The sequence below is a fragment of the Achromobacter sp. 01N37 genome (assembly GCF_056399725.1).
Genome location: NZ_JBFTRX010000005.1, coordinates 714,076 through 736,147, shown reverse-complemented (window position 1 = coordinate 736,147; position 22,072 = coordinate 714,076). Strand labels below are relative to the sequence as shown.

Here is a 22,072-nt window from a genome sequence, read left to right as displayed (position 1 = left end):
AGCCGATTATATGGGGCCGCATATCTGCTTGCGGGACAAAAATCGCCTTAATTGGAAAAGATTCCCTAAAATACCTGCTATGGATGACCGCGCACGCGCACTACTGAAAGCGTTGATAGAACGCTACATCGCCGATGGGCAGCCCGTCGGCTCGCGGACGCTATCGAAAGTCTTCGATTTGTCCCCAGCCACCATCCGCAATGTCATGGCGGATCTTGAAGAGCTGGGGCTGATCCACAGTCCGCACACCTCCGCCGGCCGGGTTCCCACGCCGCGGGGCTATCGCATGTTCGTCGATTCCCTGCTTGCGGTGCAGTCCTATCAGCTGCAACCCCACAACATGGGCGAAATGCTGTCGGCCGCCGAACCCACGCGCGCCGTCAACGCGGCCGCAGCCTTGCTGTCGAACCTGACGCAATTCGCAGGCGTGGTGCTGACGCCCAAGCGCGCCCAGGTGTTCCGCCAGATTGAATTCATCCGCCTGTCCGACAAGCGGGTGCTGCTGATCATCGTCACGCCCGATGGCGACGTCCAGAACCGCATCCTCTTTGTGCAGCGCGATTACGTCGAAGCTGAATTGCTGGAAGCCGGCAATTTCTTCAACATGCATTTCGCCGGCAAGTCCTTCAATGCGGTGCGGCAAACGCTGTCGACCGAGCTCGCCCAACTGCGCGAAGACATCTCACGCCTGATGCAGGCGGCGGTGGAAGCCAGCGCGGAAGCGGCGGAAGATGGCGACGCCATGATCATTTCCGGCGAACGCAAGCTGCTTGACGTGACGGACATCGCGTCCGACATGGACCGCCTGCGCAAAATGTTTTCGCTGTTCGAAAAGAAGACCGACCTGCTGCAACTGCTGGACGTGTCCAGCCGCGCGCAGGGCGTGCAGATCTACATCGGCGGCGACTCGCAACTGGTGCCGATGGAAGAAGTGTCGGTCATCACCGCGCCTTACGGCGTGGACGGCAAGGTGGTGGGCACGCTGGGCGTGATCGGCCCCACCCGCATGGCTTACGAGCGCGTCATTCCCATCGTGGACATCACGGCGCGCTTGTTGTCCAACGCCCTCAGCCACAACCAGTAGTTCCATTCAAAGCTACATCCTCCTTGCGGAGGAAGGGGAGTTTTTGTGTTTCTTCGCCTGTTCAAGTATCTATGGCCTGAACGCTATCTGCCGGAAACCGAGCAGGACGACCCCTTCAACGAAGATCCGCCGCCCCGTGGCCTGGACAAGATTGGTGTGCTGCTGGTGAACCTGGGCACGCCGGACACCCCCAGCAAGAAGGACATCAAGAAGTACCTGGGCGAATTCCTGTCCGACCCGCGCGTCATCGAAATTCCCCGTTATTTGTGGAAACCCATCCTGCACGGTCTGGTGCTGACGCTGCGCCCGAAGAAGCTCGCGCCGCGCTACGCCGGCGTGTGGCTCAAAGAGGGTTCGCCGCTGATGGTCTACAGCCAGCGCCAGGCGGAAGGCGTGCGCGCGGCCTTGCAACAGTCTGGCATCAATGCCGTCGTGGAATTGGGGATGCGCTATGGCAATCCGTCGATCCCCGATGCGATGACACGATTGCGCGCCGCTGGCTGCGAACGCATCCTGACCGTGCCGCTGTATCCGCAATACGCCGCGAGCACCACGGCCACCGTCGTGGATGCGGTCACCCGCCATGCGGGGCGGCTGCGCGATCAGCCAGAACTGCGCTTCACCAAGCGTTTCCATGAAGACCCGGCCTGGCTGGACCCATTGGCGGCCAGCATCGAGTCCTTTTGGCGCGAACGTGGCAAACCGCAGAAGTTGGTAATGAGCTTTCACGGCCTGCCGCGCTATTCGATCGAATTGGGCGACCCGTATTACCGCGATTGCATGGAGTCGGCGCGCTTGTTGTCGCAACGCCTGTCGCTGCCGCGTGAGCAGATCGAAGTCACGTTCCAAAGCCGCTTCGGTACCGCGCGCTGGCTGGAGCCGTACACCGAACCTACGCTTAAGGCGCTGGCTGCCTCGGGCATTACCGAGGTGGATGTGGTGTGCCCGGGATTTGTGGCAGACTGTCTGGAAACGCTGGAAGAGATCAGCCTTGAATGCCGCGACGCCTTTATCGAGGCGGGCGGCAAGCAGTTCCGCTATATCCCGGCGCTGAACGACGATCCCGACTGGATCGCCGGCTTGGCCAGGTTGGTGGAACGGAACTTGCAGGGGTGGCCTCTGACTGCCCAGCCCATCACGGACTTGAAGGAGAAGGCGCATGCACCATGATCCCAAGAGCGACAAGGTTGTAAAAAAGGGGACGGTTTCCACCCCGGTAGATGAGGATCAGGTCGAGCACGATCTGGATGAAGCGCTGGCCGAGACCTTTCCTGCCAGCGACCCCATCGCGATCCGGTCAGAACCCGACGAAGACGATGCGCGCGTGGACCGTGCTCTGAAGGAGAGCTTCCCGGCCAGCGACCCCGTCGCGCCCGCCACGCCCCACAAGAAGTAAACGCCTCCGGCCACGCCGCCGCCCGGGCGGCGGCCGTCAGGGAATATTTCGCTTTCCCGGGCTTGAAATAGGGGTATTGGCCCCCATTCATGTCTGCGAAAGCCATTCTTTTTGGAGGATTCCCCATGACGGCACCCCACGAGCCTGTAGATCAGACGCCCGAAGCCGGCCAGAACGCCGGCGCGGCCCCCGCCGCCCAGGACGCCGCACAGGCCGAGCTGAACGAGTTGCGCGCCCAACTGGACGCCGCCCAGGCTACCGTCAATGAGCAGCACGACCAGCTTCTGCGTGTGCACGCCGAAGCTGAGAACGTGCGCCGCCGCGCCCAGGAAGAAGTGTCCAAGGCGCGCAAGTTCGGCATCGAGTCGTTCGCCGAAAGCCTGGTTCCGGTCAAGGACAGCCTGGAAGCCGCACTGGCCCAGCCTGACCAGACCGTCGCGACGCTGCGCGAAGGCGTCGAAGTGACCTTGAAGCAGCTGAGCGCCGCCTTTGAGCGCAATCTGCTGAAAGACATCGCCCCGGCGCAAGGTGACAAGTTCGACCCGCACCTGCATCAGGCGATTTCGTCCATTCCCCACGAGCAGCCCGCCAATACCGTGGTGCAGCTGCTGCAAAAAGGCTACGTCATCGCTGACCGGACGTTGCGTCCGGCGCTGGTGGTGGTGTCTGCCGGTCAGGGCTGAACCGCCTCGCGCGCACCATGACCGATCCCCGTTTCGATCCGGCTCAGGTTTTCCAGGTGTTCGGCATGCGTCATGTCGACACCGCGGGATTCGATGCCGCCGTGGTCCAGGCGCCGGGGTCGGACTTGCGTTGCGTGTTTTTGTGGGGGCAGGATTGCTATAACTGCAATCTTTTCAAGCAGGCGGCGCTGCTGCATCAAGCCACCTTGCTTGAGCTGGGCCTGACGTGGTTCGAGGCCGATGTCTATGCCGACGAGCCCCTGGGCCGCCGCTTTTCCCTGCATGGCGTCCCCACTTTTGTGCTGTACCGGGCCGGCAAACGGCTCGGTCGTATCACCGGTTGGCCCGGATTGCCCCAGTTCACGGCGGCAATTCATCGGTTGCAAGACCCGAATGCGGAAAATTCCAGCAAGGCGTCTTGAAAAACCCTGCGAGTAGCCCCAGTTATGTGGGGACAAGAAGTTTCTCTCTATTTTCATAGATTCAATTCAAGGTAACCCACCATGAGCAAGATTATTGGCATTGACCTGGGCACGACCAACAGCTGCGTAGCTGTCATGGACGGCGGGCAGGTCAAAATCATTGAAAACGCGGAAGGCGCTCGCACCACCCCCTCGATCGTTGCCTACATGGACGACGGCGAGACCCTGGTTGGCGCACCCGCCAAGCGCCAGGCTGTGACCAACCCGCGCAACACCCTGTACGCGGTGAAGCGCCTGATCGGCCGTAAGTTCGAAGAAAAAGCGGTGCAAAAGGACATCAACCTGATGCCCTACACCATCGCTCGCGCCGACAACGGCGACGCCTGGGTGGAAGTGCGCGGCAAGAAGATGGCGCCTCCCCAAGTGTCGGCCGACGTGCTGCGCAAGATGAAGAAGACTGCCGAGGACTACCTGGGCGAAGAAGTGACCGAGGCCGTCATCACGGTGCCCGCTTACTTCAACGACAGCCAGCGCCAGGCCACCAAAGACGCCGGCCGCATCGCCGGTCTGGAAGTCAAGCGCATCATCAACGAACCCACCGCAGCCGCGCTGGCGTTCGGCCTGGACAAGACCGAAAAGGGCGACCGCAAGATCGCCGTCTATGACTTGGGTGGCGGCACGTTCGACGTGTCCATCATCGAAATCGCTGACGTTGACGGTGAAAAGCAGTTCGAAGTGCTGTCGACCAACGGCGACACCTTCCTGGGCGGCGAAGACTTCGACCAACGCATCATTGACTACATCATTGCCGAGTTCAAGAAGGAACAAGGCGTTGATCTGTCGAAAGACGTGCTGGCGCTGCAACGCCTGAAGGAAGCGGCTGAAAAGGCGAAGATCGAACTCTCGTCGGCTCAGCAGACCGAAATCAACCTGCCGTACATCACGGCGGATGCCTCGGGTCCGAAGCACTTGAACCTGAAGATCACGCGCGCCAAGCTGGAAGCGCTGGTTGAAGAACTGATCGAACGCACGATCGAACCCTGCCGCGTCGCCATCAAGGACGCTGGCGTGAAGGTTTCCGACATCGACGACGTGATCCTGGTCGGCGGCATGACCCGCATGCCCAAGGTTCAGGAAAAGGTGAAGGAATTCTTCGGCCAAGATCCGCGCAAGGACGTGAACCCGGATGAAGCTGTTGCCGCTGGCGCCGCCATTCAAGGTTCCGTGCTGTCGGGCGACCGCAAGGACGTGCTGCTGCTGGACGTGACGCCTCTGTCGCTGGGTATCGAAACCCTGGGCGGCGTGATGACGAAGATGATCCAGAAGAACACGACGATCCCGACCCGGTTCTCGCAGACCTTCTCGACCGCTGACGACAATCAGCCGGCCGTGACGATCAAGGTGTTCCAGGGCGAGCGCGAAATAGCCGCGGGCAACAAGGCCCTGGGCGAGTTCAACCTTGAAGGGATTCCGCCGTCGCCGCGCGGCATGCCGCAGATCGAAGTCACGTTCGACATCGACGCTAACGGCATCCTGCACGTGTCCGCCAAAGACAAGGGCACCGGCAAGGAAAACAAGATCACCATCAAGGCCAACTCGGGTCTGTCGGAAGACGAGATCCAGCGCATGGTCAAGGATGCCGAGGCCAACGCCGAGGAAGATCACCGTGTTGCCGAGCTGGCTCAGTCGCGCAACCAGGCCGACGCGCTGGTGCACGCCACCCGCAAGTCGTTGACCGAGTACGGCGACAAGCTCGAAGCTTCCGAAAAGGAAAGCATCGAAGCCGCCATCAAGGACCTGGAAGACACGCTGAAGGAAGGCGACAAGGCCGCGATCGACGCCAAGGTGGAAACCTTGTCGACCGCATCGCAGAAGCTGGGCGAAAAGATGTACGCCGACATGCAGGCTCAACAAGCCGCCGGCCAGCAACAAGCGGCCGATAACGCGAAGCCGGTAGACGACAACGTCGTCGACGCCGACTTCAAGGAAGTCARGCGCGACCAATAATGGCCGGGCGCTGACCAGCCTCTGCCGCCCGGTAGCCGGAGAAATCCGCCTACCGGGCGTACTCATTCTGTAGCACTGAAAAGATGGCTCGTTTTTGAGCCCACGGATCATGGCAAAACGCGACTATTACGAAGTCTTGGGCGTAGCAAAAAACGCCGCGGACGACGAACTCAAGAAGGCCTATCGAAAGCTGGCCATGAAGTACCACCCGGATCGCAATCCGGACAGCAAAGAAGCCGAAGAGAAGTTCAAGGAAGCCAAGGAAGCCTACGAGGTCCTGGGTGATGAACAGAAGCGCGCCGCGTATGACCGCTATGGCCATGCGGGCGTCGACCCCAACTCCGCCGGCATGGGCGGGGCGGGCATGGGCGGCGGTTTTGCCGACGCCTTTGGCGACATTTTCGGCGAGATCTTTGGCGGTGGCGGCGGCGGTGGCCGTCGCGGCGGCGGCCCGCAGGTGTACCGCGGCGCCGACCTGAAGTACGCGCTGGAAATCACCTTGGAACAGGCCGCGGCCGGTTTCGATACCGAAATCCGCGTCCCCAGCTGGGAAAACTGCGATACCTGCCACGGCTCTGGCGCCAAGGCTGGCACGTCGCCCAAGACCTGCCGCACCTGCGGTGGCTCGGGCGCCGTGCGGATGCAGCAAGGCTTCTTCAGCGTGCAGCAAACCTGCCCGACCTGCCACGGCAATGGCAAGGAAATCACCGACCCGTGCCCGTCTTGCGACGGCGTGGGCCGTATCCGCCGCAACAAGACCCTGCAGGTCAAGATTCCGGCCGGTATCGATGACGGCATGCGCATCCGCTCCAGCGGCAATGGCGAGCCGGGCATCAACGGCGGCCCCCCGGGCGACTTGTATGTGGAAATCCACATCAAGCAGCACAAGATCTTCCAGCGCGATGGCGACGATCTGCACTGCGAGCTGACCATCCCGTTCACCACGGCGGCATTGGGTGGCGAGCTTCAGGTGCCCACGCTGGGCGGCAAGGCCGAGATCTCGATTCCCGAAGGCACCCAGTCGGGCAAGACTTTCCGGCTGCGCGGCAAGGGTATTCGCGGCGTGCGCGGCAGCTATCCGGGCGACCTGTATTGCCACGTCGTCGTGGAAACGCCCGTGCGCTTGAGCGAAGACCAGAAGAGCATCCTGCGCCAGTTCGAGGCCTCGCTGAACGACGGTGGCGATCGCCACTCGCCGCAAAGCAAGTCCTGGACGGACCGAGTGAAGGAATTCTTCAGCTGAAAGGGCTGAAGGGCCTGTGGAAAAGCCGCGACGAGATCGCGGCTTTTTCTTTTGGGGATTCGTTGGGCTTTCATTGGGCGCTTTGCCCATCTTACGTAATAAAAAGGCCGCAGCTTTGCGCCGCGGCCTTGGTACTGCTACTGCTTCGTATAGCTACTGCTTCGTACTGCTAGTGCTACGTACTGCTAGTGCTACGTACCGCTACTACTTCGTACTGCTAGTGCTACGTACTGCTACTACTTCGTACTGCTACTACCTCGTACTGCTACTACCTCGTACTGCTACTACCTCGTACTGCTACTACTAGGTACTGCTACTGCGGTTGCCGCTGTACCGGAAGAAACCGGCCTCAAGCCATGATGCCGCCTGAGGCCGGCCGGGCTACAGCAAGCAGCTCACCGGGTGATCGGCGGGTATTCGAGTTCGCCGAACGTGTATTGGCCGCTGGCCTTGGCTTGAGCCAGTTCCTGCTGGACTTCGGCGCGGGTCTTCACGCTGGCCGGAGCCGCAACGACGGGCGGGTATTGCAGTTCACCGAACGTGTATTCGCCGCTGATCTTGGCTTGTTGCAGCTGCGCTTGCACGTCTTGCGAGGTCAGGCTGGCCGCTTGGGGTTGGGCGGGCGGATAGTCCAGTTCGCCGAAGGTATATTGACCGCTGGCCTTGGCTTGCTGCAATTCGGTCGCGACTTGTGCGCTTGTCTTGGCTTGTTCAACGCCGGCGGCTTGGGCGCCAACGCCAACCAGGGCTAGGGACAGAAGCAGGGTGGTGGTTAGGGTTTTCATGGTGAGACCTCCAATTCGTTTTTAGTGGGGACCGAATCCGGCGGCCCTCCGTCGTGGTTCGTTGTTTGTTCCCGATGACTGAATTGTGCGCGTCATCCCACCTGGGATAAACCCGTATTCCTTGAAAACATCTTTCCAAATAACCGAGTAATAAGTTATTTGTGAAAAAAATTCCCCACCTATGGCATGGTTATGCGGATTCAAAGGCCTGGCTGCCTGGGAACCCGGATTTCATCGTGCAAAAAAAAGCCCCTGCACAAGGCAGGGGCCGGTGTTGCGAGAAGTGCTCAGCGGATCAAGGCGTTGCCTTCTTTTTGAAGTCGCCCGCCACGGCGGTGCTGAAGCCGTCAGGCCGCAGATATTTGCGCAGGGCGGCGTTGACCGCTTCGGGTTTCAGCGCCGAGATCTTTTTGTCCATCTCGGCCGACCATTCGAATGTGCGGCCGCGTTGCAGGTAGTCCAGCCACGTGCTGGCCAGGATGTCGTCCTGCGCGCGGGCCAGGTTGCGGTAGTTCAGCAGCGCATTGATGCCGTCGGAAATTTCCTTGTCCGAGAAGCCTTCTTTCAGCACGCGGGCCAGTTCTTCGTTGATGGCCTTCTCCAGGCGCTCGCGGTTTTGCGGCGCGTAGATGGCGTACATGGTCCAGCTGGCGCTGGGTTCGAACGACGAGACCGACAGCGAGCTGCGCACGTTGTACGACAGCCCTTCGGTTTCACGCACGCGGTTCCACAAGCGTGACGTTTCCGACGCGCCGAACAGGTAGTTGGCCAGGTACAGGGCCGCGTAGTCGGCGTCCGTGTCTTGCAGCTTCAGCGGCATGCGCGAGATATAGAAGGCGTTGGCCTTGTCGGGCGTGTCGATGTCGAACTGCTTGGCGGGAATGTCGCGGTAGGGGTTGGGCACGCGGGTGTAGGCGGGCGCCTTCTTCCAGCCGGCCAAACCGGTCTTGATGGCCTTTTCCACGGCTTCCGGCTCGAAATCGCCAACGGCCGAATACTCGATCTTGCCCGCGCCATAGAACTTGGTGTGGAACTTGACCAGGGCGTCGCGGTTCAGGCCGCGCACGCTGGCCAGCGCTTCGTCAAACGTGGGCACATAGCGCAGGTCATCGGCAGGCCACGGGTTGTCCTGGCGAGCCAGGGCGCGGCCGGCCAGCGCCGAGGGCTCGGTCATGGCGTTCTGGATCGAGGTCTCGATCTGGCGTTGGTATTCCTCAAGCTGTTCCTTCGGGAAGTTCGCGGTGCGCACGATCTCCAGCGCCAGCGCGGTCAGTTCGGGCAAGTTTTCGCTCTTGGTCGACATCGCGACTTTGAGCGTGGTGCCGCCGCCGCTGAAGCCAAGCTCGGCTTGCAGCTTGTCCAGACGGTCCTGGATGTCCTGGCGCGACAGCTTGGCCGTACCGCGGGTCAGCAGGTCGGCGACGGCGCTGGCGTTCACGCGTTGGCCACGCAGGTCTTTTTCATTGCCGAACTGGATCAGCATCTGCGCCTGCACGCGGTTGCCGCGCGTGGCCTTGGGCAAGAGCGCCAGTTGGACCGGGCCGTTGGGCAGGTCCAGCTTCTTGCGCTGGGTGAGCTTGTCGATATTTTCCGGCGTGGGATCAAAGGCGGATGCGGCCTTGAAGTCGGGATCGCCCTTGTAGTCCTTGAAAACGGCAGTCAGGTCTTCACGCTGCAATTGCGGGGCGCGCAGCGGCTTTTCGGTGGGGATGTAGCGGCCTTCAATGCGGTTGCTTTGCACCAGATACGTGACAGCGGCCTTTTGCACGTCGGCCAGCGAGGCCTTGCGTGCGCGGTCGCGTTGCAGGAAGAACAAGCGCCAGTCGCCCGCGGCGATCGCTTCAGACAGCGCCACGCCCACCTGCTCGGGATCGCTATAGGTCTGTTCCCACGCGGTCAGCCATTTGCTGCGCGCGCGGTCCAGCTCCTGTTGTGTGAAGGGCTTCTTCGCCAGCGTTTCCAGCGTGCTGGTCAGCGCCGTCATGGCGGTGTCCAGGTTCTTGCCGGGGGGCAGCTGCGCGCCGAACATCGCCAGGCCCGGGTCGCGGTTTTCCATGGTGAAGCCAAACACACCCGAAGCCAGCTTGGTGGCGACCAGCGCGTGATACAGGCGGCCCGACGGCGTGTCGGACAGAATGACGGTGGCCAGGTCCAGCGGCACGAAGTCTGCGCTGCCGGCCGCAGGGATGTGGTACATCGCGGCCACCAGCGGGGTACCGCCCGTGCGCCGCAAGGTCACCGAGCGTTCGCCGTCTTGCGTGGGTTCCACCGTGTATTCGGGCGGCAGCTTGCGCTCGGGCTTGGGCAGTTTGCCTAGCGTTTCCTGAATATCCGCCAGCGTAGCTTGCGGGTCGAACTTGCCGGCCACGATCAGCACGGCGTTATCGGGCTGGTAGTACTCGTGATAGAAGGCGCGCAGTTGGGCGATGTCGACATTTTCAACGTCGGAGCGCGCGCCGATGGTGTTCTTGCCGTAGCTGTGCCACTGAAAGGCGGCGGCTTGCATCTTCTGCATCAGGATGCGGGACGGGCTGTTTTCGCCACTTTCCATTTCGTTGCGGACGACGGTCATTTCCGAGTCCAGGTCTTCCTTGGCGATCAGGGAATTGACCATGGCGTCGGCCTGCCAGCCCAGATACCACTTCAAGGTGTCGGGGTTGGCGGCGAAGCTGGCGAAGTAATTGGTGCGGTCGCTGGAGGTCGAGCCGTTGGCTTGCAAGCCGCGGCGCGAGAATTCGCCCATGGCGTTGCGGGTGGTGGACGTGCCTTTGAACAGCATGTGTTCAAGCAGGTGCGCCATGCCGGTCTGGCCGTAGTTCTCGTTGCGCGAGCCCACCAGGTACGTCATGTTGACGGTGGTGGACGGCTTGGATTCATCGGGAACCAGCAGCACTCTCAAGCCGTTGGCCAGGCGGTATTCGGTAATGCCTTCAATCGAGGCGGCCTCCGAGACACCCGCCGGGAGGGGCGCGGCGCCGGCCTGAAAGGCCAGGAAGGATGAGAACAGCAGCACACCCAACGGGCGCGGCAGCTTCGACAGGGACAGGCGCATGGCAGACAATTCCTTTGGCATGGCAGAATCCGTTGGAGTGTATACGTTGGCAATGGTTCAGGGGCTGCCACCCCGTAGCGCAAGGCAAGGAAGTGCAACATGTCTCTATCTCTGGAAGTTGAAACGCCGCGGCTTGTGCTGCGCCAATGGCGCGCCGATGATCGCAAGCCGTTCGCGGCAATGAACGCAGACCCGCGCGTCACCGAGTTCCTGCTGCCGCTGTCCGAGTCCGAAAGCGATGCATTGGCTGGCCGCCTGGCGGCGGGCATTGATGAACATGGCTGGGGCTTTTGGGCGGTTGAGGCGCCCGGCGTGGCGCCGTTTGTCGGTTTCGTGGGCATCAAGCCGATGCCGCCGACGCTGCCGTTTGCGCCAGGCGTAGAAATCGGCTGGCGTCTGGCGCAGCCGTACTGGGGCCGGGGCTACGCCAGAGAAGCGGCCGAGGCCGCGCTGCGCGTGGGTTTCGAGCAGGTGGGCCTGCACGAAATCGTGGCCTTCACGGCGGTGGGCAACCAGCGTTCAAGGGCGGTGATGGAGAAGCTGGGCATGCTTGCGGATGCCGACCTGTTTGACCATCCCGCTGTGGCGAATGGGCACCCGTTGCAACAACATGTGCTTTATCGCCTGCCGCGGGAGCATTGGATGCGCACAAAAAATGGTGACGCCGACCTAGGCGGCATGCCGGTTGCAGCCGCATAACGGCCCGAAAACCGCGTCGTCATAGGGTGTTGCATTGCAATATCCTTAGTGCACAAGGCAAATTTGAGGTCGGCAGGTTCGCGGGTGTAAGCTTTTGAAGACGTAGTAGCTGTTGCCGACGGGATGCGCGACAGCCGTCTACCGGCTTCCCGTCCAACGCCAGACGCCGCTTTGAGTGCGGCGCCGGTGCTTGTCGTTCGCGCCTTCGCTGCCGGCATCCTGCCGGCGCATTTTTCGGAGGAACGACCCATGCTGACCGAGATCGTCACGCGTGCCTTGTCCCAACTGACCGGCAACGCCTTGAACGGCGACGGGATCAAAGGGCAATTTCAGTACGCCTATGCCAGTGATGACGGCCAATTCGTGGCCATACTGACCCATGACATGACCACCTATGTGGTGGACTTGAGCACCCAGCGGTATTTCGAGGAGTGCGGCGGTTCGCCCCGCGGGTTCGCCGGACATGTGCTGGAGATGGAAGGCGCCGCCGCGCGCAGCCATCCTTGGCCGGCCGCGAACGACCTATTCGACCTGGACATGGATGCAGACGAACTGTCCTGGCGCCAATGCCCCGGCTTGCGCAGTGCGTCCGCCGCCAACCGATCAGTGGAGAGCCGCGCCGCCTGAGAGTGGCCAGAAGCGGCAACACCTTACTGAACCGGCAGATTGCCGGTTTTTTTTATGCGTGGCGCGTGACGGGTTCCAGAGCCGCCCGGTACACTTTTGCCCATGAAAACGCCCGCTGAAATCGTCGCGCCCGACGGCGCAATCCTTGTCGACTGCACGCATGAACGCCATGCAGACCAGATTCTGGCCATCTTCAATGACGCGATCGTCAACTCGACCGCGCTGTATGACTACAAGCCACGTCCGCGCGAGGCGATGCAGGGCTGGTTCCAGACCAAGCAGCAGGGCGGCTTTCCGGTGGTCGGTTTCGAGAACGCAGACGGTGAGCTGATGGCGTTCGCCAGCTACGGCACTTTCCGCGCGTGGCCCGCGTTCAAGTATTCCGTCGAGCATTCCGTGTATGTCGACGGACGTTTTCGCGGCAAGGGCCTGGGCGAAGCGATGATGCGCGTGCTGATTGAGCGGGCGCGCCAGAATCAGGTGCACGTGCTGGTGGGCGGCATTGATGCGTCCAACGACGGCAGCATCCGCCTGCATGAAAAGCTGGGCTTCACGCACGCCGGCACGGTCAAGCAAGCGGGATTCAAGTTTGGCCGGTGGCTGGACCTGGCGTTTTATCAGCGGATTCTGGATACGCCTGAACAGCCGGTGGATGGCTGATCCCTTACCGGCCGCGCGTTATTTCGACAGCACCCGCATGGCTTGTTCCAGACCGGCAACCGTGACCGGGTACATGCGGTCTTGCATGATGTCGCGCATCAGCGCGATGGATTGACGGTACTGCCAGGACGCCGTGGGCTCCGGATTCAGCCAGACGGATTTCGGCCAGGCATCCAGCAGCCGCCGCATCCATTGCGCGCCGGGCTCCTTGTTGTAGTGCTCAACCGACCCGCCCGGTTGCAGGATTTCGTAAGGGCTCATGGTGGCGTCACCGACGATGATCAGCCGCCAGTCCGGGTTGTACTTGCGCAGCACGTCCCAGGTGTCGAAGCGTTCGTTCTGACGCCGCCGATTGCTTTGCCACAGGCTTTCGTAGGGGCAATTGTGGAAGTAATAGACTTCCAGGTTGCGAAATTCGCTGCGCGCGGCCGAGAACAGTTCCTCGACGCGGCCGATGTGGTCGTCCATGCTGCCGCCCACGTCCAGCAGCATCAGCACCTTTACCGTGTTGTGCCGTTCGGGGACCATGCGCAAGTCCAGGTGGCCGGCATTGCGGGCGGTGCTGGCGATGGTGTCGTCCAGGTCCAGCTCCATCTCGGCGCCTGCGCGCGCGAAACGCCGCAGCCGGCGCAACGCAACCTTGAAGTTGCGCGTGCCCAGTTCGACCTGATCGTCGTAGTCCTTGAACTGGCGCATGTCCCAGACCTTCACGGCCGTGCGGTTGCCGGCCGATGCGCCGCCCACGCGGATGCCTTCGGGGTGATAGCCGCCGTTGCCGAACGGCGAGGTGCCACCGGTGCCGATCCATTTGCTGCCGCCCGCATGGCGTTCCTTCTGCTCTTCCATGCGTTCCTTGAAGAGCTCCATCAGCTTGTCCCAGCCGTGCTTTTCGATGGCGGCTTTGTCTTCGGGCGACAGGTTCTTTTCGAACTGCTTGATCAGCCAGTCCAGCGGGATCTCCTTGCCGGCGGGCAGGGCGGCTTCGATGCCTTTGTAGTAGGCGCCAAAGGCCTTGTCGTAGCGGTCGTAAAGCGACTCGTCCTTGACCAGCGTGGCGCGCGCCAGGAAGTAGAACTCGTCCAGCGTGGGCGCCATCAGGTCGTGGCGCAGCGCGTCCACGAGCGTCAGGTATTCCTTGACCGAGACGGGCAGCTTGTGTGCCCGGAGGTGGTAGAAGAAGTCGATCAGCATGAGCGGGCTGCGCGTGGCGGCAAGATCAGCGGCGCTGGCCGCCGCGCGTCATGGCCGCGAGGCGTTCCAGCAGATGCACGTCTTGCTCATTCTTCAACAAGGCGCCGGCCATCAGGGGCACGGCGGTGGCGGTGTGTGCGTCGATTTCGGCGGCCGTGGCGTTTTCAGCCAGCAACAGGCGCAGCCAGTCCAGCAGTTCCGACGTTGACGGCTTTTTCTTCAGGCCCGGCGCATCGCGCAGCGCAAAGAACGTGTCCAGCGCCGCACGCAGCACGTCCTGCTTCAAATGCGGGTAGTGCACGGCCACGATGTCGCGCATGGTGTCGCGGTCGGGGAAGCGGATGTAATGGAAAAAGCAGCGGCGCAAGAAGGCGTCGGGCAGGTCCTTCTCGTTGTTGGATGTGATGATGACCAGCGGGCGATGGCGCGCGGAAATCGTCTCGCGCGTTTCGTACACATGGAATTCCATGCGGTCCAGTTCGCGCAGCAGGTCGTTGGGAAACTCGATGTCGGCCTTGTCGATTTCGTCGATCAGCAACACCACCGGCTCATCCGCCTGGAACGCTTGCCACAAGGTGCCTTGCACGATGTAGTTGCGGATATCGCGGACTTTTTCATCACCCAGCTGCGAGTCGCGCAGCCGCGACACGGCATCGTATTCGTACAAGCCCTGATGCGCCTTCGTGGTGGACTTGATATGCCATTGCAGCAGCGGCCGGCCCAGCGCGCGTGCGACCTCTTCGGCCAGCATGGTCTTGCCGGTGCCGGGCTCGCCCTTGATAAGCAAGGGGCGCTGCAAGGTCAGGGCGGCGTTGACGGCGAGTTTCAGGTCATCGGTGGCGACATAACTGTCGGTGCCGTTGAAGCGGGCAGGCGACGCGGAGGTGGCGGACTGGGCTGCTGACATTGTCTGATGGCTTCCGAGAATTGACGGGGATCAAACCCATCGTAAGGTATTAATCCTGGGCAATTATCGTACAATCAGGCGGTTTTGCAGTTGGATTTGCAGCTGGGTTCGACCCGCAACGTGTTTGCAGGGGGCCAACGTGTGAGCAGGCCCTAGTCCTTAAGCCATACCAAGAAGAGCCATTCCAATGAAGTTGCGAACCTCTCTGAAGTGCACGGTTTCCGTGTTGGCCGCGATGGCATCCTGTGCGATCGCCGGCCAGGCTGTTGCTGCTGACGCAGCGCCTGTCGGTAATATCCAAAACGCCCGCGACAAGGTTTCCATGTGCATCGGATGCCATGGCATCGAAGGCTACAAGGCGACGTTTCCCGAGCTCTATCACGTGCCGATGATTGCTGGCCAGAACGCCAAGTACATCGAAACCGCCCTTAACGAGTACAAGAAAGGCGCGCGCAGCCATCCCACGATGGACGCCATTGCCGGCAGCTTGTCCGACCAGGACATCGCCGATCTGGCCGCGTACTACTCGAATCTCAAATAAGGGGCAAACCATGAATCGCACGATGCTTGCCCTTCTGGGCGCGACCCTCGCTATCGCGGGCTCTGCCGCCCACGCGCAGGATCTGGCGGCTGGCAAGGCCGTCTTCGACAAATTCAATTGCGCGTCGTGCCATGGCGCCGACGCCAAGACGGCGGTGGACCCGGCCTACCCGACGCTGGCCGGCCAGCACGCYGATTACCTGTCCCACGCACTGAAAGCCTACAAACGCGGCGCCTCCGGCAGCGCGGCCACGGCCAATGTGCGCAAGAACCCCATCATGGGCGCATTCGCCACGCAACTGTCCGACCAGGACATCTCCAACGTATCGGCGTGGCTGGCGTCCTTGCCCAGCGACCTGGGCGTACGCAAATAACCCGCTAGCGGGTTCAGAGGCTGGCGCGGCGGCGGATCAGATCGATATAGCTGTCGCTGTCCAGCGGCGTGCCCAGCCGCTGCGCTTCCCACACCACCTGTCCCAGGCATTCCATGATTTCGTGCGCCGCGTGATGGGCGTCCGAGCGCGCCGTCAGTTGCTGATAGGCGAGGCGGATGCCGGGCGGATGGTCGATTGACAGCTGCTCTGCAATGGCCAGGTGCATGGACAAGTGCAGAAAAGGATTCGTGCGGCCCTTTTCCACGGCGTATTCCGCGGTCATGGCGTCGGGGCTTTCAAGGTCGCCGTGATATTCCGGATGCTCGATGATCCAATCCAGCGCGATGGCCTCAAGCGGGGTCAGCACCTCGTTGGCGCGGTGCTTGCGCCAGGTGTCGATAAAGAATTCGCGGACTTGGTCGCGTGAGGGATTGAACATCGGGTCGGGGCAGAAATGCGGGATGGAGATGCACTATTTTACCGCCCCCGGGGCGCGGTCAGGTTTCTGTAGCGTCTTTGCGATATAGAATTGGTTGCTATACGCCATCCGGAGTGCGGTTCGCGAGGGTGATTTTCCCCTGCGGAATCGGACGCTTTCCGATGCGGCGCATGCAGAAAAACCACCCGGAGCAAATGGAGCATTCATGACCTACCAACATATCAAGGTTCCCGCTGGCGGCCAGAAGATCACGGTCAACGCTGATTTCTCGCTGAATGTGCCTGAACAGCCCATCGTTCCCTTCATCGAAGGCGACGGCACGGGCGCCGATATCACCCCGGTGATGATCAAGGTTGTCGACGCCGCGGTGCAAAAGGCCTACGGCGGCAAGCGCAAGATCCACTGGATGGAAGTCTACGCGGGCGAGAAGGCCACCAAGGTCTACGGCCCCGACGTGTGGCTGCCCGATGAAACCCTGGAAGTCGTCAAAGACTACGTGGTGTCCATCAAGGGCCCGCTGACCACCCCGGTCGGCGGCGGCATCCGTTCGTTGAACGTGGCGCTGCGCCAGCAACTGGACCTGTACGTCTGCCTGCGTCCGGTGGCGTACTTCAAGGGCGTGCCCTCGCCGGTGCGTGAACCCGAAAAGACCAATATGGTGATTTTCCGCGAGAACTCGGAAGACATCTACGCGGGTATTGAATACATGGCCGAAAGCGAGCAGGCCAAGGAGCTGATCCAGTTCCTGCAAACCAAGCTCGGCGTGAAGAAGATCCGCTTCCCGAACACCTCGTCCATCGGCATCAAGCCCGTGTCGCGCGAAGGCACCGAGCGCCTGGTGCGCAAGGCCGCGCAGTATGTCATCGACAATGACCGCACGTCGCTGACCCTGGTGCACAAGGGCAACATCATGAAGTTCACGGAAGGCGGCTTCCGCGACTGGGGCTACGAGCTGCTGCAAAAGGAATTTGGTGCGCAGCTGATCGATGGCGGCCCGTGGTGCAAGTTCAAGAACCCGAAGACCGGGCGCGAGATCATCGTCAAGGACGTGATCGCCGACGCCTTCCTGCAGCAGATTCTGCTGCGCCCGGCCGAGTACGACGTTATCGCCACGCTGAACCTGAACGGCGACTACATCTCTGACGCGCTGGCCGCGCAAGTGGGCGGCATCGGCATTGCGCCGGGGGCCAACCTGTCGGACTCGGTGGCCATGTTTGAAGCCACCCACGGCACGGCGCCCAAGTACGCGGGCAAAGACTACGTGAACCCCGGTTCCGAAATCCTGTCGGCCGAAATGATGCTGCGCCACATGGGCTGGACCGAAGCCGCCGACCTGATCATCTCCAGCATGGAAAAGTCCATCCTGTCCAAGAAGGTCACGTACGACTTCGCCCGCCTGCTCGAAGGCGCGACGCAAGTGTCGTGCTCGGGCTTCGGTCAGGTCATGATCGAAAACATGTAATTCGCGGTTCGCTCCGCATTGCTCCGTAGAACCCGCCCGCCGTCATGGCGGGCGGGTTTTGTCTACCGGGTTTATCTACCCTTACTCGCATGAAGCGCGCTGCGCTTGCATCGTTCTTTTCAGGTTGATCGCTGTGCCCCGAATGTATGTTTCCCTGGCCACTTGGCTGGTATTGCTGGTTCCTGCCCTGGCGCTGACCAGCCCGGTGGGTGGCCCCGCTGTGCTTTACCTGGCCGGCCTGGTCGCGCTGACGGCGCTGGCCGTGAACGCCATCAAGCGTTACGAGCCGATGGCGTTTGGCGAGTTGTGGCCGATGTCGCTGGTGTTGCTGCTGCCGCTGGCCTGTATGTTCATCACGTCCGCGGTGCGAGGCGTGTGGAGCAATTCAGAGCTGGAGAAGCTGCTGCGCTTTGCGCTGGCGCTGCCGGTGCTCTGGCTGCTGCTGCGCGCGCCGCAGCGATGGTTGAAGCTGGTGCAGTGGAGCATTTTGGCGGGCGCCATTGCCGGTTCGGTGCTGCTGATCGTTACGGTTCAGACCTTAGATCGCAATGCCATGGTTGATGTCGGCGGGCGCTATAACGCCGTGGCGTTTGCAAACATGACGCTGCTGTTTGGCGCGATGACGCTGTTGTCCCTGGGCTTTGGCCCCTGTACGCGCTGGCCGCGGGCCGAGACGACGGTGAAGCTGGTGGCCGTGGCGCTGTCCGTCTACGCCACATGGGAGTCCGAGACGCGCAGCAGCTGGATGTTGCTGCCCATTCTGGGGGTGGTGTTCTTGCTGGGCCTGCGCAACTGGAAGCGCCGCCACAAGGTGTATTGCGCATTGGCCGTCTGTGTGGCGCTGGTGGCCAGCGCCGCCGCCATCTGGACGTTCAGCACGCGCATGCACGAGATCTCGAAAGACGTGCAGGGCTATTCCACCTCGGCCAATCGCGATACGTCTTTCGGTATCCGCTTGCAGCTGTGGCATGCGTCCATCCTCATGTTCCAGAAAAGTCCCATCGTGGGAATCGGGCCCAGCAAGTTCCGCGAGGAACTGCGCCAGCTGGAAACCCAGGGGATCGTGACCGCCGAGGTCGTTGAAGGGTTTGGCGAACCGCACAACGACATGCTGGCCGCGTTGTCCGGTTATGGGCTGCTGGGCTTGTTGAGCATCCTGACCCTGTATCTGTTGCCAGCCGCGGTGTTTTTCCGCCGCATGGCGAGCGACGACCGGGTGATCCGAGTGGGGGCGCAACTGGGCCTGCTGTTCTGCCTGAGCTACTGCGCATTCAGCCTGACGGAAATGATGTTCCGCAATATGCGCAGCGTGCCCAATTATTCGCTCATCGTCGTGACGCTGATTGCGTTGACGACGCCTCGCGTAGCCGAGGCCGCCAACCGCGCGCTGCGGCGCTGAAGACGGGCGGGTAAATTCCCGCGCAGTGCAAGCATTACCTGACGCAAGGCGCACTCGCCTTGCGTTTTTTTTATGGGCCTTGCGTTAGATCAAGTCGACGAGGTCGACCTAGTGAAAACCCTGCTGTGTCACCGTATTCTGACGGAACGCAATACATAAACCGTCACATTCTGCCGCGAAAGGTTTCAGGCATAAGAATGGGCACTACGAGGAGAGGCTGTGAAAAATTCCAGTCTGCGCAGGGAGCTGTTGTGGTTCGTGTTCGCCATTGGCGTTGCCGTTCTGGCGCTGGGCGCCTGGGACGCATGGCAGCGGCGCATAGAGATGGTGGCAGAACGGAAGACGGAGTTGCGCCACGTACTGGATCTGTCCGCGGGCATCTTGCGCAACGGCAAGCAAAGCGTCAGTGAAGGCATGCCGCTGGCGGAGGCCAAGCGCAATGTGGCGCGGCGCCTGACGCAACTGCGCTACGGCGCTGATGGTTATGTGGGGGTGTTCGGCGACGACTACGCCTTGCTGGCGCACCCTGACGCCAAGCTGGTGGGCACGAACGTGCGCGCCATCAAGGATGTGGACGGCCTGCCGATCTTTGAAAACCTTTATGCCGAAGGTAAGGCGGGCGGCGGCTATGTGGAGTACCGCTATCCCCGGCCGGGCGCCGACGAGGCGCTGCCCAAGATCAGCTATGCCGCCTACGACGCGGATTGGGGCTGGCTGATCTTCACCGGCTTGTATGTGGATGATGTCGACACGGCCTTCTACAGCACCTTGTGGCGGCAGGGCGGTGTGACGTTGGGCTTGCTGGCGCTGGTGCTGATCGCCGCCCTGCGCTTTTTCCGCACCCATGTGATCAACCCGCTGGATGAAGCCGTGGCCTTGTGCGAGCGCGTGGCCAATGGCGATTTGTCTTCCGCGGTGTCGCGCCACCATCGGGGCGAGATCGGCCGTTTGTTCGAGGGCATGGGAAGAATGCAGCAACGCCTGGACGTTGCCGTGCGCACCATCGTGCATTCCACCAGCTCCATCGCGGCGGCCTCGCGCCAGATTGCGGCGGGCAGCATGGACTTGTCGGATCGCACCGAGAAGCAGGCGGCCGCCCTGGAACAGACGGCGGCCAGCGTGGAAGAAATCACCGCCACGGCCAAGCAAAGCGCCGAGCATGTGCGCGAAGTCAGTTCGCTGGCGGGGCAGGCGGCGCAGTTGGCGCGCCAGGGCAGTGAAGAGACCCAACACGCCATCGACGCCATGCACGAGATCTCGCACAGTTCGCAGCGCATTGGCGAAATCATCAGCGTGATCGACGGCATTGCGTTTCAGACCAATATCCTGGCGCTGAACGCGGCCGTGGAAGCTGCAAGAGCCGGCGAGCAGGGGCGTGGCTTTGCGGTTGTGGCGGGCGAGGTTCGCGCCTTGGCGCAGCGTTCGGCCACTGCGGCCAAAGAGATCAAGGGGCTGATCGAAACCTCGTCCGAATCGGTGGCGCGCGGCAGCCAGCGCGTGGAACAGGCCAGCGCCACGATGGGCAGCGTGTTGGAATCCGCCGCCACCAGCGCGCCCCTGATGGGCGAAATCGCCACCGCGTCGGCCGAGCAAAGCGTGGGGATTGAACAGATCAATCAGGCTGTGACGCACCTGGACAGCGTGACGCAGCAGAACGCCGCGCTGGTCGAGGAGTTTGCCGCGTCGGCCGCCACCTTGCACGAGCAGGCCGACGACCTGGCGCGCGCCGTGTCGGTGTTCAAGCTGTCTGCAGCCGGCTAGGCAGGCTGTGCAGCGCGCCCATGGCGCGTTGCAGCCGGATGCTCAGCTCTCGGCTGGCCGGCGTCATGGGCATGCGCAGCTCGTCGGTGATCAGCCCTTGCATCGCCAGGGCGCGCTTGATGGGCGCGGGGTTGGGTTCGGCGAACAGCAGGCGGATCAGGCCGCGCAAGGGCTCGAAGAGTTCGCGCGCGGCCTCGGCGTGGCCCGCCTGCGCCAGACGCATGACTTCAACATAGCGCTCCGGGTACACGTGCGCCGCGGCCGGGATGGCGCCGCGTCCGCCCGCCAGCCAATGATCCAGCAGCGACAGATCTTCGCCGCACAGCGCGGCCAGGCGTCCGCGCGCATTCAAGGCGGACAGCACCGACGGATTGCATTCCTTGACCGCGCTGAAGTTGGGCAATAGCGCCAGCTTCTCCATGGTCTCCACTGTCATCGTCACGCCAGTCCGCTTGGGGATGTTGTACAGAATGATGGGGCGTTCGGTTGCCCAGGCGATCTGGCGGTAATGCCACAGGATGCCGGCTTGCGATGGGCCCAAATAGTAGGGTGGCGGCACCAGATAGCCGGCGGGGGCCAGTTTGTCCAGGCGGCGGATGGCGGTGGCGACGCCGCGCGTGTCGACGCCGCCGGCGCCAAACACCAGCGGCAGTGCGTGCGGATCGCTGGCGATGGCTTCGGCCATGTCGATTTTTTCGGACAGGCTCAGCAGGTTGCCTTCGCCGGTGGAGCCGAACAGCACCAGCCCGGCGATGCCGGCGTTGCGGTAGTAGCGGGCCAGCGCCTGGGCGGCGTCCAGGTCGACATAGCCGCCGCGCAGCGGCGTGATCATTGGCAGCCAGATGCCTTCGAATGCGGTCGTAACGGGCATGTCCATGGCTTATTGCACCGTGATGGCCGACGCCGGGCGCACCGCGCCGAATTCCGCTTGGGGCAGGCCGCACATGACGGCGTGCATCAGGTCGCCGAGTTCGTGGCGGGCGCACTGCAGTTGCAGCGTGCTTTGCGCGTGGGCGTGGTCTACCGACAGCACATAGACGCCGATACGGTCGCCCAGCTCGCGGTGCAGCGCAAGCCGCACCTTCAGGGCATCCAGCGTATCGATCCTGACCGTCAGCGCCACCCGCTCGGATTGCGGCAGGGGCAGCGCGGAAGAGGAAGCGGGCGAAAGCAGGGGGCGGCGGTCCAGTCGGGGAGTCATGGCGGGGGGGCGGGACGGATTCGCCACTTGCGGCGATCCGTAATTCCGGTTGGTTGATGACGATTCCACTATAGAAATCGCACCGTAAATCCTGCCGATAAAAGCCGGCGCGGCGCATAAAAAACGCGTCAACGCCGCGC

The 22,072-nt window shown here is 62.2% G+C and carries 22 protein-coding genes; 15 read left to right on the top strand and 7 right to left on the bottom strand.

What is annotated here, in order from left to right:
* Positions 1 to 79: 79 nt before the first annotated feature.
* The 7 genes from hrcA (at position 80) to dnaJ (ending at position 6,835) form a co-directional block, all read left to right on the top strand.
* The gene (hrcA, locus tag AC1DSJ_RS14855) at positions 80 to 1,084 is read left to right on the top strand and encodes a heat-inducible transcriptional repressor HrcA (RefSeq protein WP_006223542.1); all 1,005 of its coding nucleotides are present in this window, start codon (positions 80 to 82) and stop codon (positions 1,082 to 1,084) included.
* A gap of 45 nt (positions 1,085 to 1,129) precedes the next feature.
* Positions 1,130 to 2,254 (top strand): ferrochelatase, encoded by a 1,125-nt coding sequence (gene hemH, locus AC1DSJ_RS14850; protein WP_175170850.1) that lies wholly within the window; start codon positions 1,130 to 1,132, stop codon positions 2,252 to 2,254.
* A complete protein-coding gene (locus AC1DSJ_RS14845) occupies positions 2,244 to 2,480 on the top strand; it encodes a hypothetical protein (protein WP_054424433.1) in 237 nt (78 codons plus the stop codon). The genes hemH and AC1DSJ_RS14845 overlap by 11 nt, the downstream gene beginning before the upstream one ends.
* A gap of 125 nt (positions 2,481 to 2,605) precedes the next feature.
* Positions 2,606 to 3,163, top strand: a complete 558-nt coding sequence (grpE, locus tag AC1DSJ_RS14840; RefSeq protein ID WP_054424431.1) for a nucleotide exchange factor GrpE — start codon at positions 2,606 to 2,608, stop codon at positions 3,161 to 3,163.
* Between the two features lie 17 nt (positions 3,164 to 3,180).
* Entirely contained in the window at positions 3,181 to 3,585 is a 405-nt protein-coding gene (locus tag AC1DSJ_RS14835) for a thioredoxin family protein (RefSeq protein ID WP_054424428.1), read from the top strand.
* Between the two features lie 81 nt (positions 3,586 to 3,666).
* The gene (dnaK, locus tag AC1DSJ_RS14830; RefSeq protein WP_476760337.1) at positions 3,667 to 5,592 is read left to right on the top strand and encodes a molecular chaperone DnaK; all 1,926 of its coding nucleotides are present in this window, start codon (positions 3,667 to 3,669) and stop codon (positions 5,590 to 5,592) included.
* Between the two features lie 109 nt (positions 5,593 to 5,701).
* The gene (dnaJ, locus tag AC1DSJ_RS14825; RefSeq protein WP_054424424.1) at positions 5,702 to 6,835 is read left to right on the top strand and encodes a molecular chaperone DnaJ; all 1,134 of its coding nucleotides are present in this window, start codon (positions 5,702 to 5,704) and stop codon (positions 6,833 to 6,835) included.
* A gap of 395 nt (positions 6,836 to 7,230) precedes the next feature.
* Here dnaJ and AC1DSJ_RS14820 read toward each other — a convergent pair whose 3' ends face one another.
* A complete protein-coding gene (locus tag AC1DSJ_RS14820; protein ID WP_054424421.1) occupies positions 7,231 to 7,620 on the bottom strand; it encodes a DUF4148 domain-containing protein in 390 nt (129 codons plus the stop codon).
* 295 nt (positions 7,621 to 7,915) lie between these two features.
* The gene (locus tag AC1DSJ_RS14815) at positions 7,916 to 10,672 is read right to left on the bottom strand and encodes a M16 family metallopeptidase (RefSeq protein WP_427949727.1); all 2,757 of its coding nucleotides are present in this window, start codon (positions 10,670 to 10,672) and stop codon (positions 7,916 to 7,918) included.
* Positions 10,673 to 10,771: 99 nt separating this feature from the next.
* Between AC1DSJ_RS14815 and AC1DSJ_RS14810 the strand changes: the two genes are divergently transcribed.
* From AC1DSJ_RS14810 to AC1DSJ_RS14800, 3 genes are all read left to right on the top strand, one after another.
* Positions 10,772 to 11,371 carry a GNAT family N-acetyltransferase gene (locus tag AC1DSJ_RS14810; RefSeq protein ID WP_054424418.1) on the top strand — a complete coding sequence of 200 codons (600 nt, stop codon included), beginning with the start codon at positions 10,772 to 10,774 and terminating at the stop codon, positions 11,369 to 11,371.
* A 249-nt stretch (positions 11,372 to 11,620) separates the two neighbouring features.
* Complete coding sequence (locus AC1DSJ_RS14805; RefSeq protein ID WP_054424416.1) at positions 11,621 to 11,998, top strand: hypothetical protein; 378 nt, start codon at positions 11,621 to 11,623, stop codon at positions 11,996 to 11,998.
* Between the two features lie 102 nt (positions 11,999 to 12,100).
* Positions 12,101 to 12,658, top strand: coding sequence for a GNAT family N-acetyltransferase (locus tag AC1DSJ_RS14800; protein WP_346552149.1), 558 nt, complete (start codon positions 12,101 to 12,103; stop codon positions 12,656 to 12,658).
* Positions 12,659 to 12,676: 18 nt separating this feature from the next.
* Here AC1DSJ_RS14800 and AC1DSJ_RS14795 read toward each other — a convergent pair whose 3' ends face one another.
* Both AC1DSJ_RS14795 and AC1DSJ_RS14790 read right to left on the bottom strand, forming a co-directional pair.
* Positions 12,677 to 13,849 (bottom strand): vWA domain-containing protein, encoded by a 1,173-nt coding sequence (locus AC1DSJ_RS14795; RefSeq protein ID WP_175170854.1) that lies wholly within the window; start codon positions 13,847 to 13,849, stop codon positions 12,677 to 12,679.
* A gap of 25 nt (positions 13,850 to 13,874) precedes the next feature.
* The gene (locus AC1DSJ_RS14790) at positions 13,875 to 14,756 is read right to left on the bottom strand and encodes an AAA family ATPase (RefSeq protein WP_054424413.1); all 882 of its coding nucleotides are present in this window, start codon (positions 14,754 to 14,756) and stop codon (positions 13,875 to 13,877) included.
* Between the two features lie 187 nt (positions 14,757 to 14,943).
* On the opposite strand from AC1DSJ_RS14790, the gene AC1DSJ_RS14785 reads away from it, so the two are divergent.
* Positions 14,944 to 15,297: a c-type cytochrome gene (locus tag AC1DSJ_RS14785; RefSeq protein ID WP_006217806.1), complete on the top strand. Its 354-nt coding sequence runs from the start codon at positions 14,944 to 14,946 to the stop codon at positions 15,295 to 15,297.
* Positions 15,298 to 15,307: 10 nt separating this feature from the next.
* On the top strand, positions 15,308 to 15,670 hold the full coding sequence (locus tag AC1DSJ_RS14780) for a c-type cytochrome (RefSeq protein WP_054424411.1): 363 nt from the start codon (positions 15,308 to 15,310) through the stop codon (positions 15,668 to 15,670).
* A 13-nt stretch (positions 15,671 to 15,683) separates the two neighbouring features.
* Here the strand turns inward: AC1DSJ_RS14780 and AC1DSJ_RS14775 are convergent, their stop codons facing one another.
* Positions 15,684 to 16,109 (bottom strand): DUF1841 family protein, encoded by a 426-nt coding sequence (locus AC1DSJ_RS14775; protein ID WP_054424409.1) that lies wholly within the window; start codon positions 16,107 to 16,109, stop codon positions 15,684 to 15,686.
* Between the two features lie 205 nt (positions 16,110 to 16,314).
* On the opposite strand from AC1DSJ_RS14775, the gene icd reads away from it, so the two are divergent.
* The 3 genes from icd (at position 16,315) to AC1DSJ_RS14760 (ending at position 20,731) form a co-directional block, all read left to right on the top strand.
* Positions 16,315 to 17,571 (top strand): NADP-dependent isocitrate dehydrogenase, encoded by a 1,257-nt coding sequence (gene icd / locus AC1DSJ_RS14770; protein WP_175170855.1) that lies wholly within the window; start codon positions 16,315 to 16,317, stop codon positions 17,569 to 17,571.
* Between the two features lie 133 nt (positions 17,572 to 17,704).
* Positions 17,705 to 18,970, top strand: coding sequence for an O-antigen ligase family protein (locus tag AC1DSJ_RS14765; RefSeq protein ID WP_425286135.1), 1,266 nt, complete (start codon positions 17,705 to 17,707; stop codon positions 18,968 to 18,970).
* A gap of 219 nt (positions 18,971 to 19,189) precedes the next feature.
* Complete coding sequence (locus AC1DSJ_RS14760; protein WP_175170857.1) at positions 19,190 to 20,731, top strand: methyl-accepting chemotaxis protein; 1,542 nt, start codon at positions 19,190 to 19,192, stop codon at positions 20,729 to 20,731.
* Here the strand turns inward: AC1DSJ_RS14760 and AC1DSJ_RS14755 are convergent.
* Together AC1DSJ_RS14755 and AC1DSJ_RS14750 are read right to left on the bottom strand one after the other, a co-directional pair.
* On the bottom strand, positions 20,709 to 21,608 hold the full coding sequence (locus AC1DSJ_RS14755) for a 4-hydroxy-tetrahydrodipicolinate synthase family protein (RefSeq protein WP_175170858.1): 900 nt from the start codon (positions 21,606 to 21,608) through the stop codon (positions 20,709 to 20,711). The two genes, AC1DSJ_RS14760 and AC1DSJ_RS14755, sit on opposite strands and share 23 nt — an antisense overlap.
* Positions 21,609 to 21,611: 3 nt before the next feature.
* Complete coding sequence (locus AC1DSJ_RS14750; protein ID WP_245636353.1) at positions 21,612 to 21,932, bottom strand: hypothetical protein; 321 nt, start codon at positions 21,930 to 21,932, stop codon at positions 21,612 to 21,614.
* Between the last annotated feature and the right edge of the window lie 140 nt (positions 21,933 to 22,072).

Excerpts from the sequence above, each read along its gene's own strand:
- AC1DSJ_RS14755 (WP_175170858.1), bottom strand. The coding sequence starts at position 21,608 with ATGGACATGCCCGTTACGACCGCATTCGAAGGCATCTGGCTGCCAATG.
- hrcA (WP_006223542.1), top strand. The coding sequence starts at position 80 with ATGGATGACCGCGCACGCGCACTACTGAAAGCGTTGATAGAACGCTAC.
- AC1DSJ_RS14790 (WP_054424413.1), bottom strand. The coding sequence starts at position 14,756 with ATGTCAGCAGCCCAGTCCGCCACCTCCGCGTCGCCTGCCCGCTTCAAC.
- AC1DSJ_RS14775 (WP_054424409.1), bottom strand. The coding sequence starts at position 16,109 with ATGTTCAATCCCTCACGCGACCAAGTCCGCGAATTCTTTATCGACACC.
- AC1DSJ_RS14810 (WP_054424418.1), top strand. The coding sequence starts at position 10,772 with ATGTCTCTATCTCTGGAAGTTGAAACGCCGCGGCTTGTGCTGCGCCAA.
- grpE (WP_054424431.1), top strand. The coding sequence starts at position 2,606 with ATGACGGCACCCCACGAGCCTGTAGATCAGACGCCCGAAGCCGGCCAG.
- AC1DSJ_RS14795 (WP_175170854.1), bottom strand. The coding sequence starts at position 13,849 with ATGCTGATCGACTTCTTCTACCACCTCCGGGCACACAAGCTGCCCGTC.
- icd (WP_175170855.1), top strand. The coding sequence starts at position 16,315 with ATGACCTACCAACATATCAAGGTTCCCGCTGGCGGCCAGAAGATCACG.
- AC1DSJ_RS14805 (WP_054424416.1), top strand. The coding sequence starts at position 11,621 with ATGCTGACCGAGATCGTCACGCGTGCCTTGTCCCAACTGACCGGCAAC.
- AC1DSJ_RS14815 (WP_427949727.1), bottom strand. The coding sequence starts at position 10,672 with ATGCGCCTGTCCCTGTCGAAGCTGCCGCGCCCGTTGGGTGTGCTGCTG.
- AC1DSJ_RS14800 (WP_346552149.1), top strand. The coding sequence starts at position 12,101 with ATGAAAACGCCCGCTGAAATCGTCGCGCCCGACGGCGCAATCCTTGTC.
- AC1DSJ_RS14785 (WP_006217806.1), top strand. The coding sequence starts at position 14,944 with ATGAAGTTGCGAACCTCTCTGAAGTGCACGGTTTCCGTGTTGGCCGCG.
- dnaJ (WP_054424424.1), top strand. The coding sequence starts at position 5,702 with ATGGCAAAACGCGACTATTACGAAGTCTTGGGCGTAGCAAAAAACGCC.
- AC1DSJ_RS14820 (WP_054424421.1), bottom strand. The coding sequence starts at position 7,620 with ATGAAAACCCTAACCACCACCCTGCTTCTGTCCCTAGCCCTGGTTGGC.
- AC1DSJ_RS14845 (WP_054424433.1), top strand. The coding sequence starts at position 2,244 with ATGCACCATGATCCCAAGAGCGACAAGGTTGTAAAAAAGGGGACGGTT.
- AC1DSJ_RS14750 (WP_245636353.1), bottom strand. The coding sequence starts at position 21,932 with ATGACTCCCCGACTGGACCGCCGCCCCCTGCTTTCGCCCGCTTCCTCT.
- AC1DSJ_RS14835 (WP_054424428.1), top strand. The coding sequence starts at position 3,181 with ATGACCGATCCCCGTTTCGATCCGGCTCAGGTTTTCCAGGTGTTCGGC.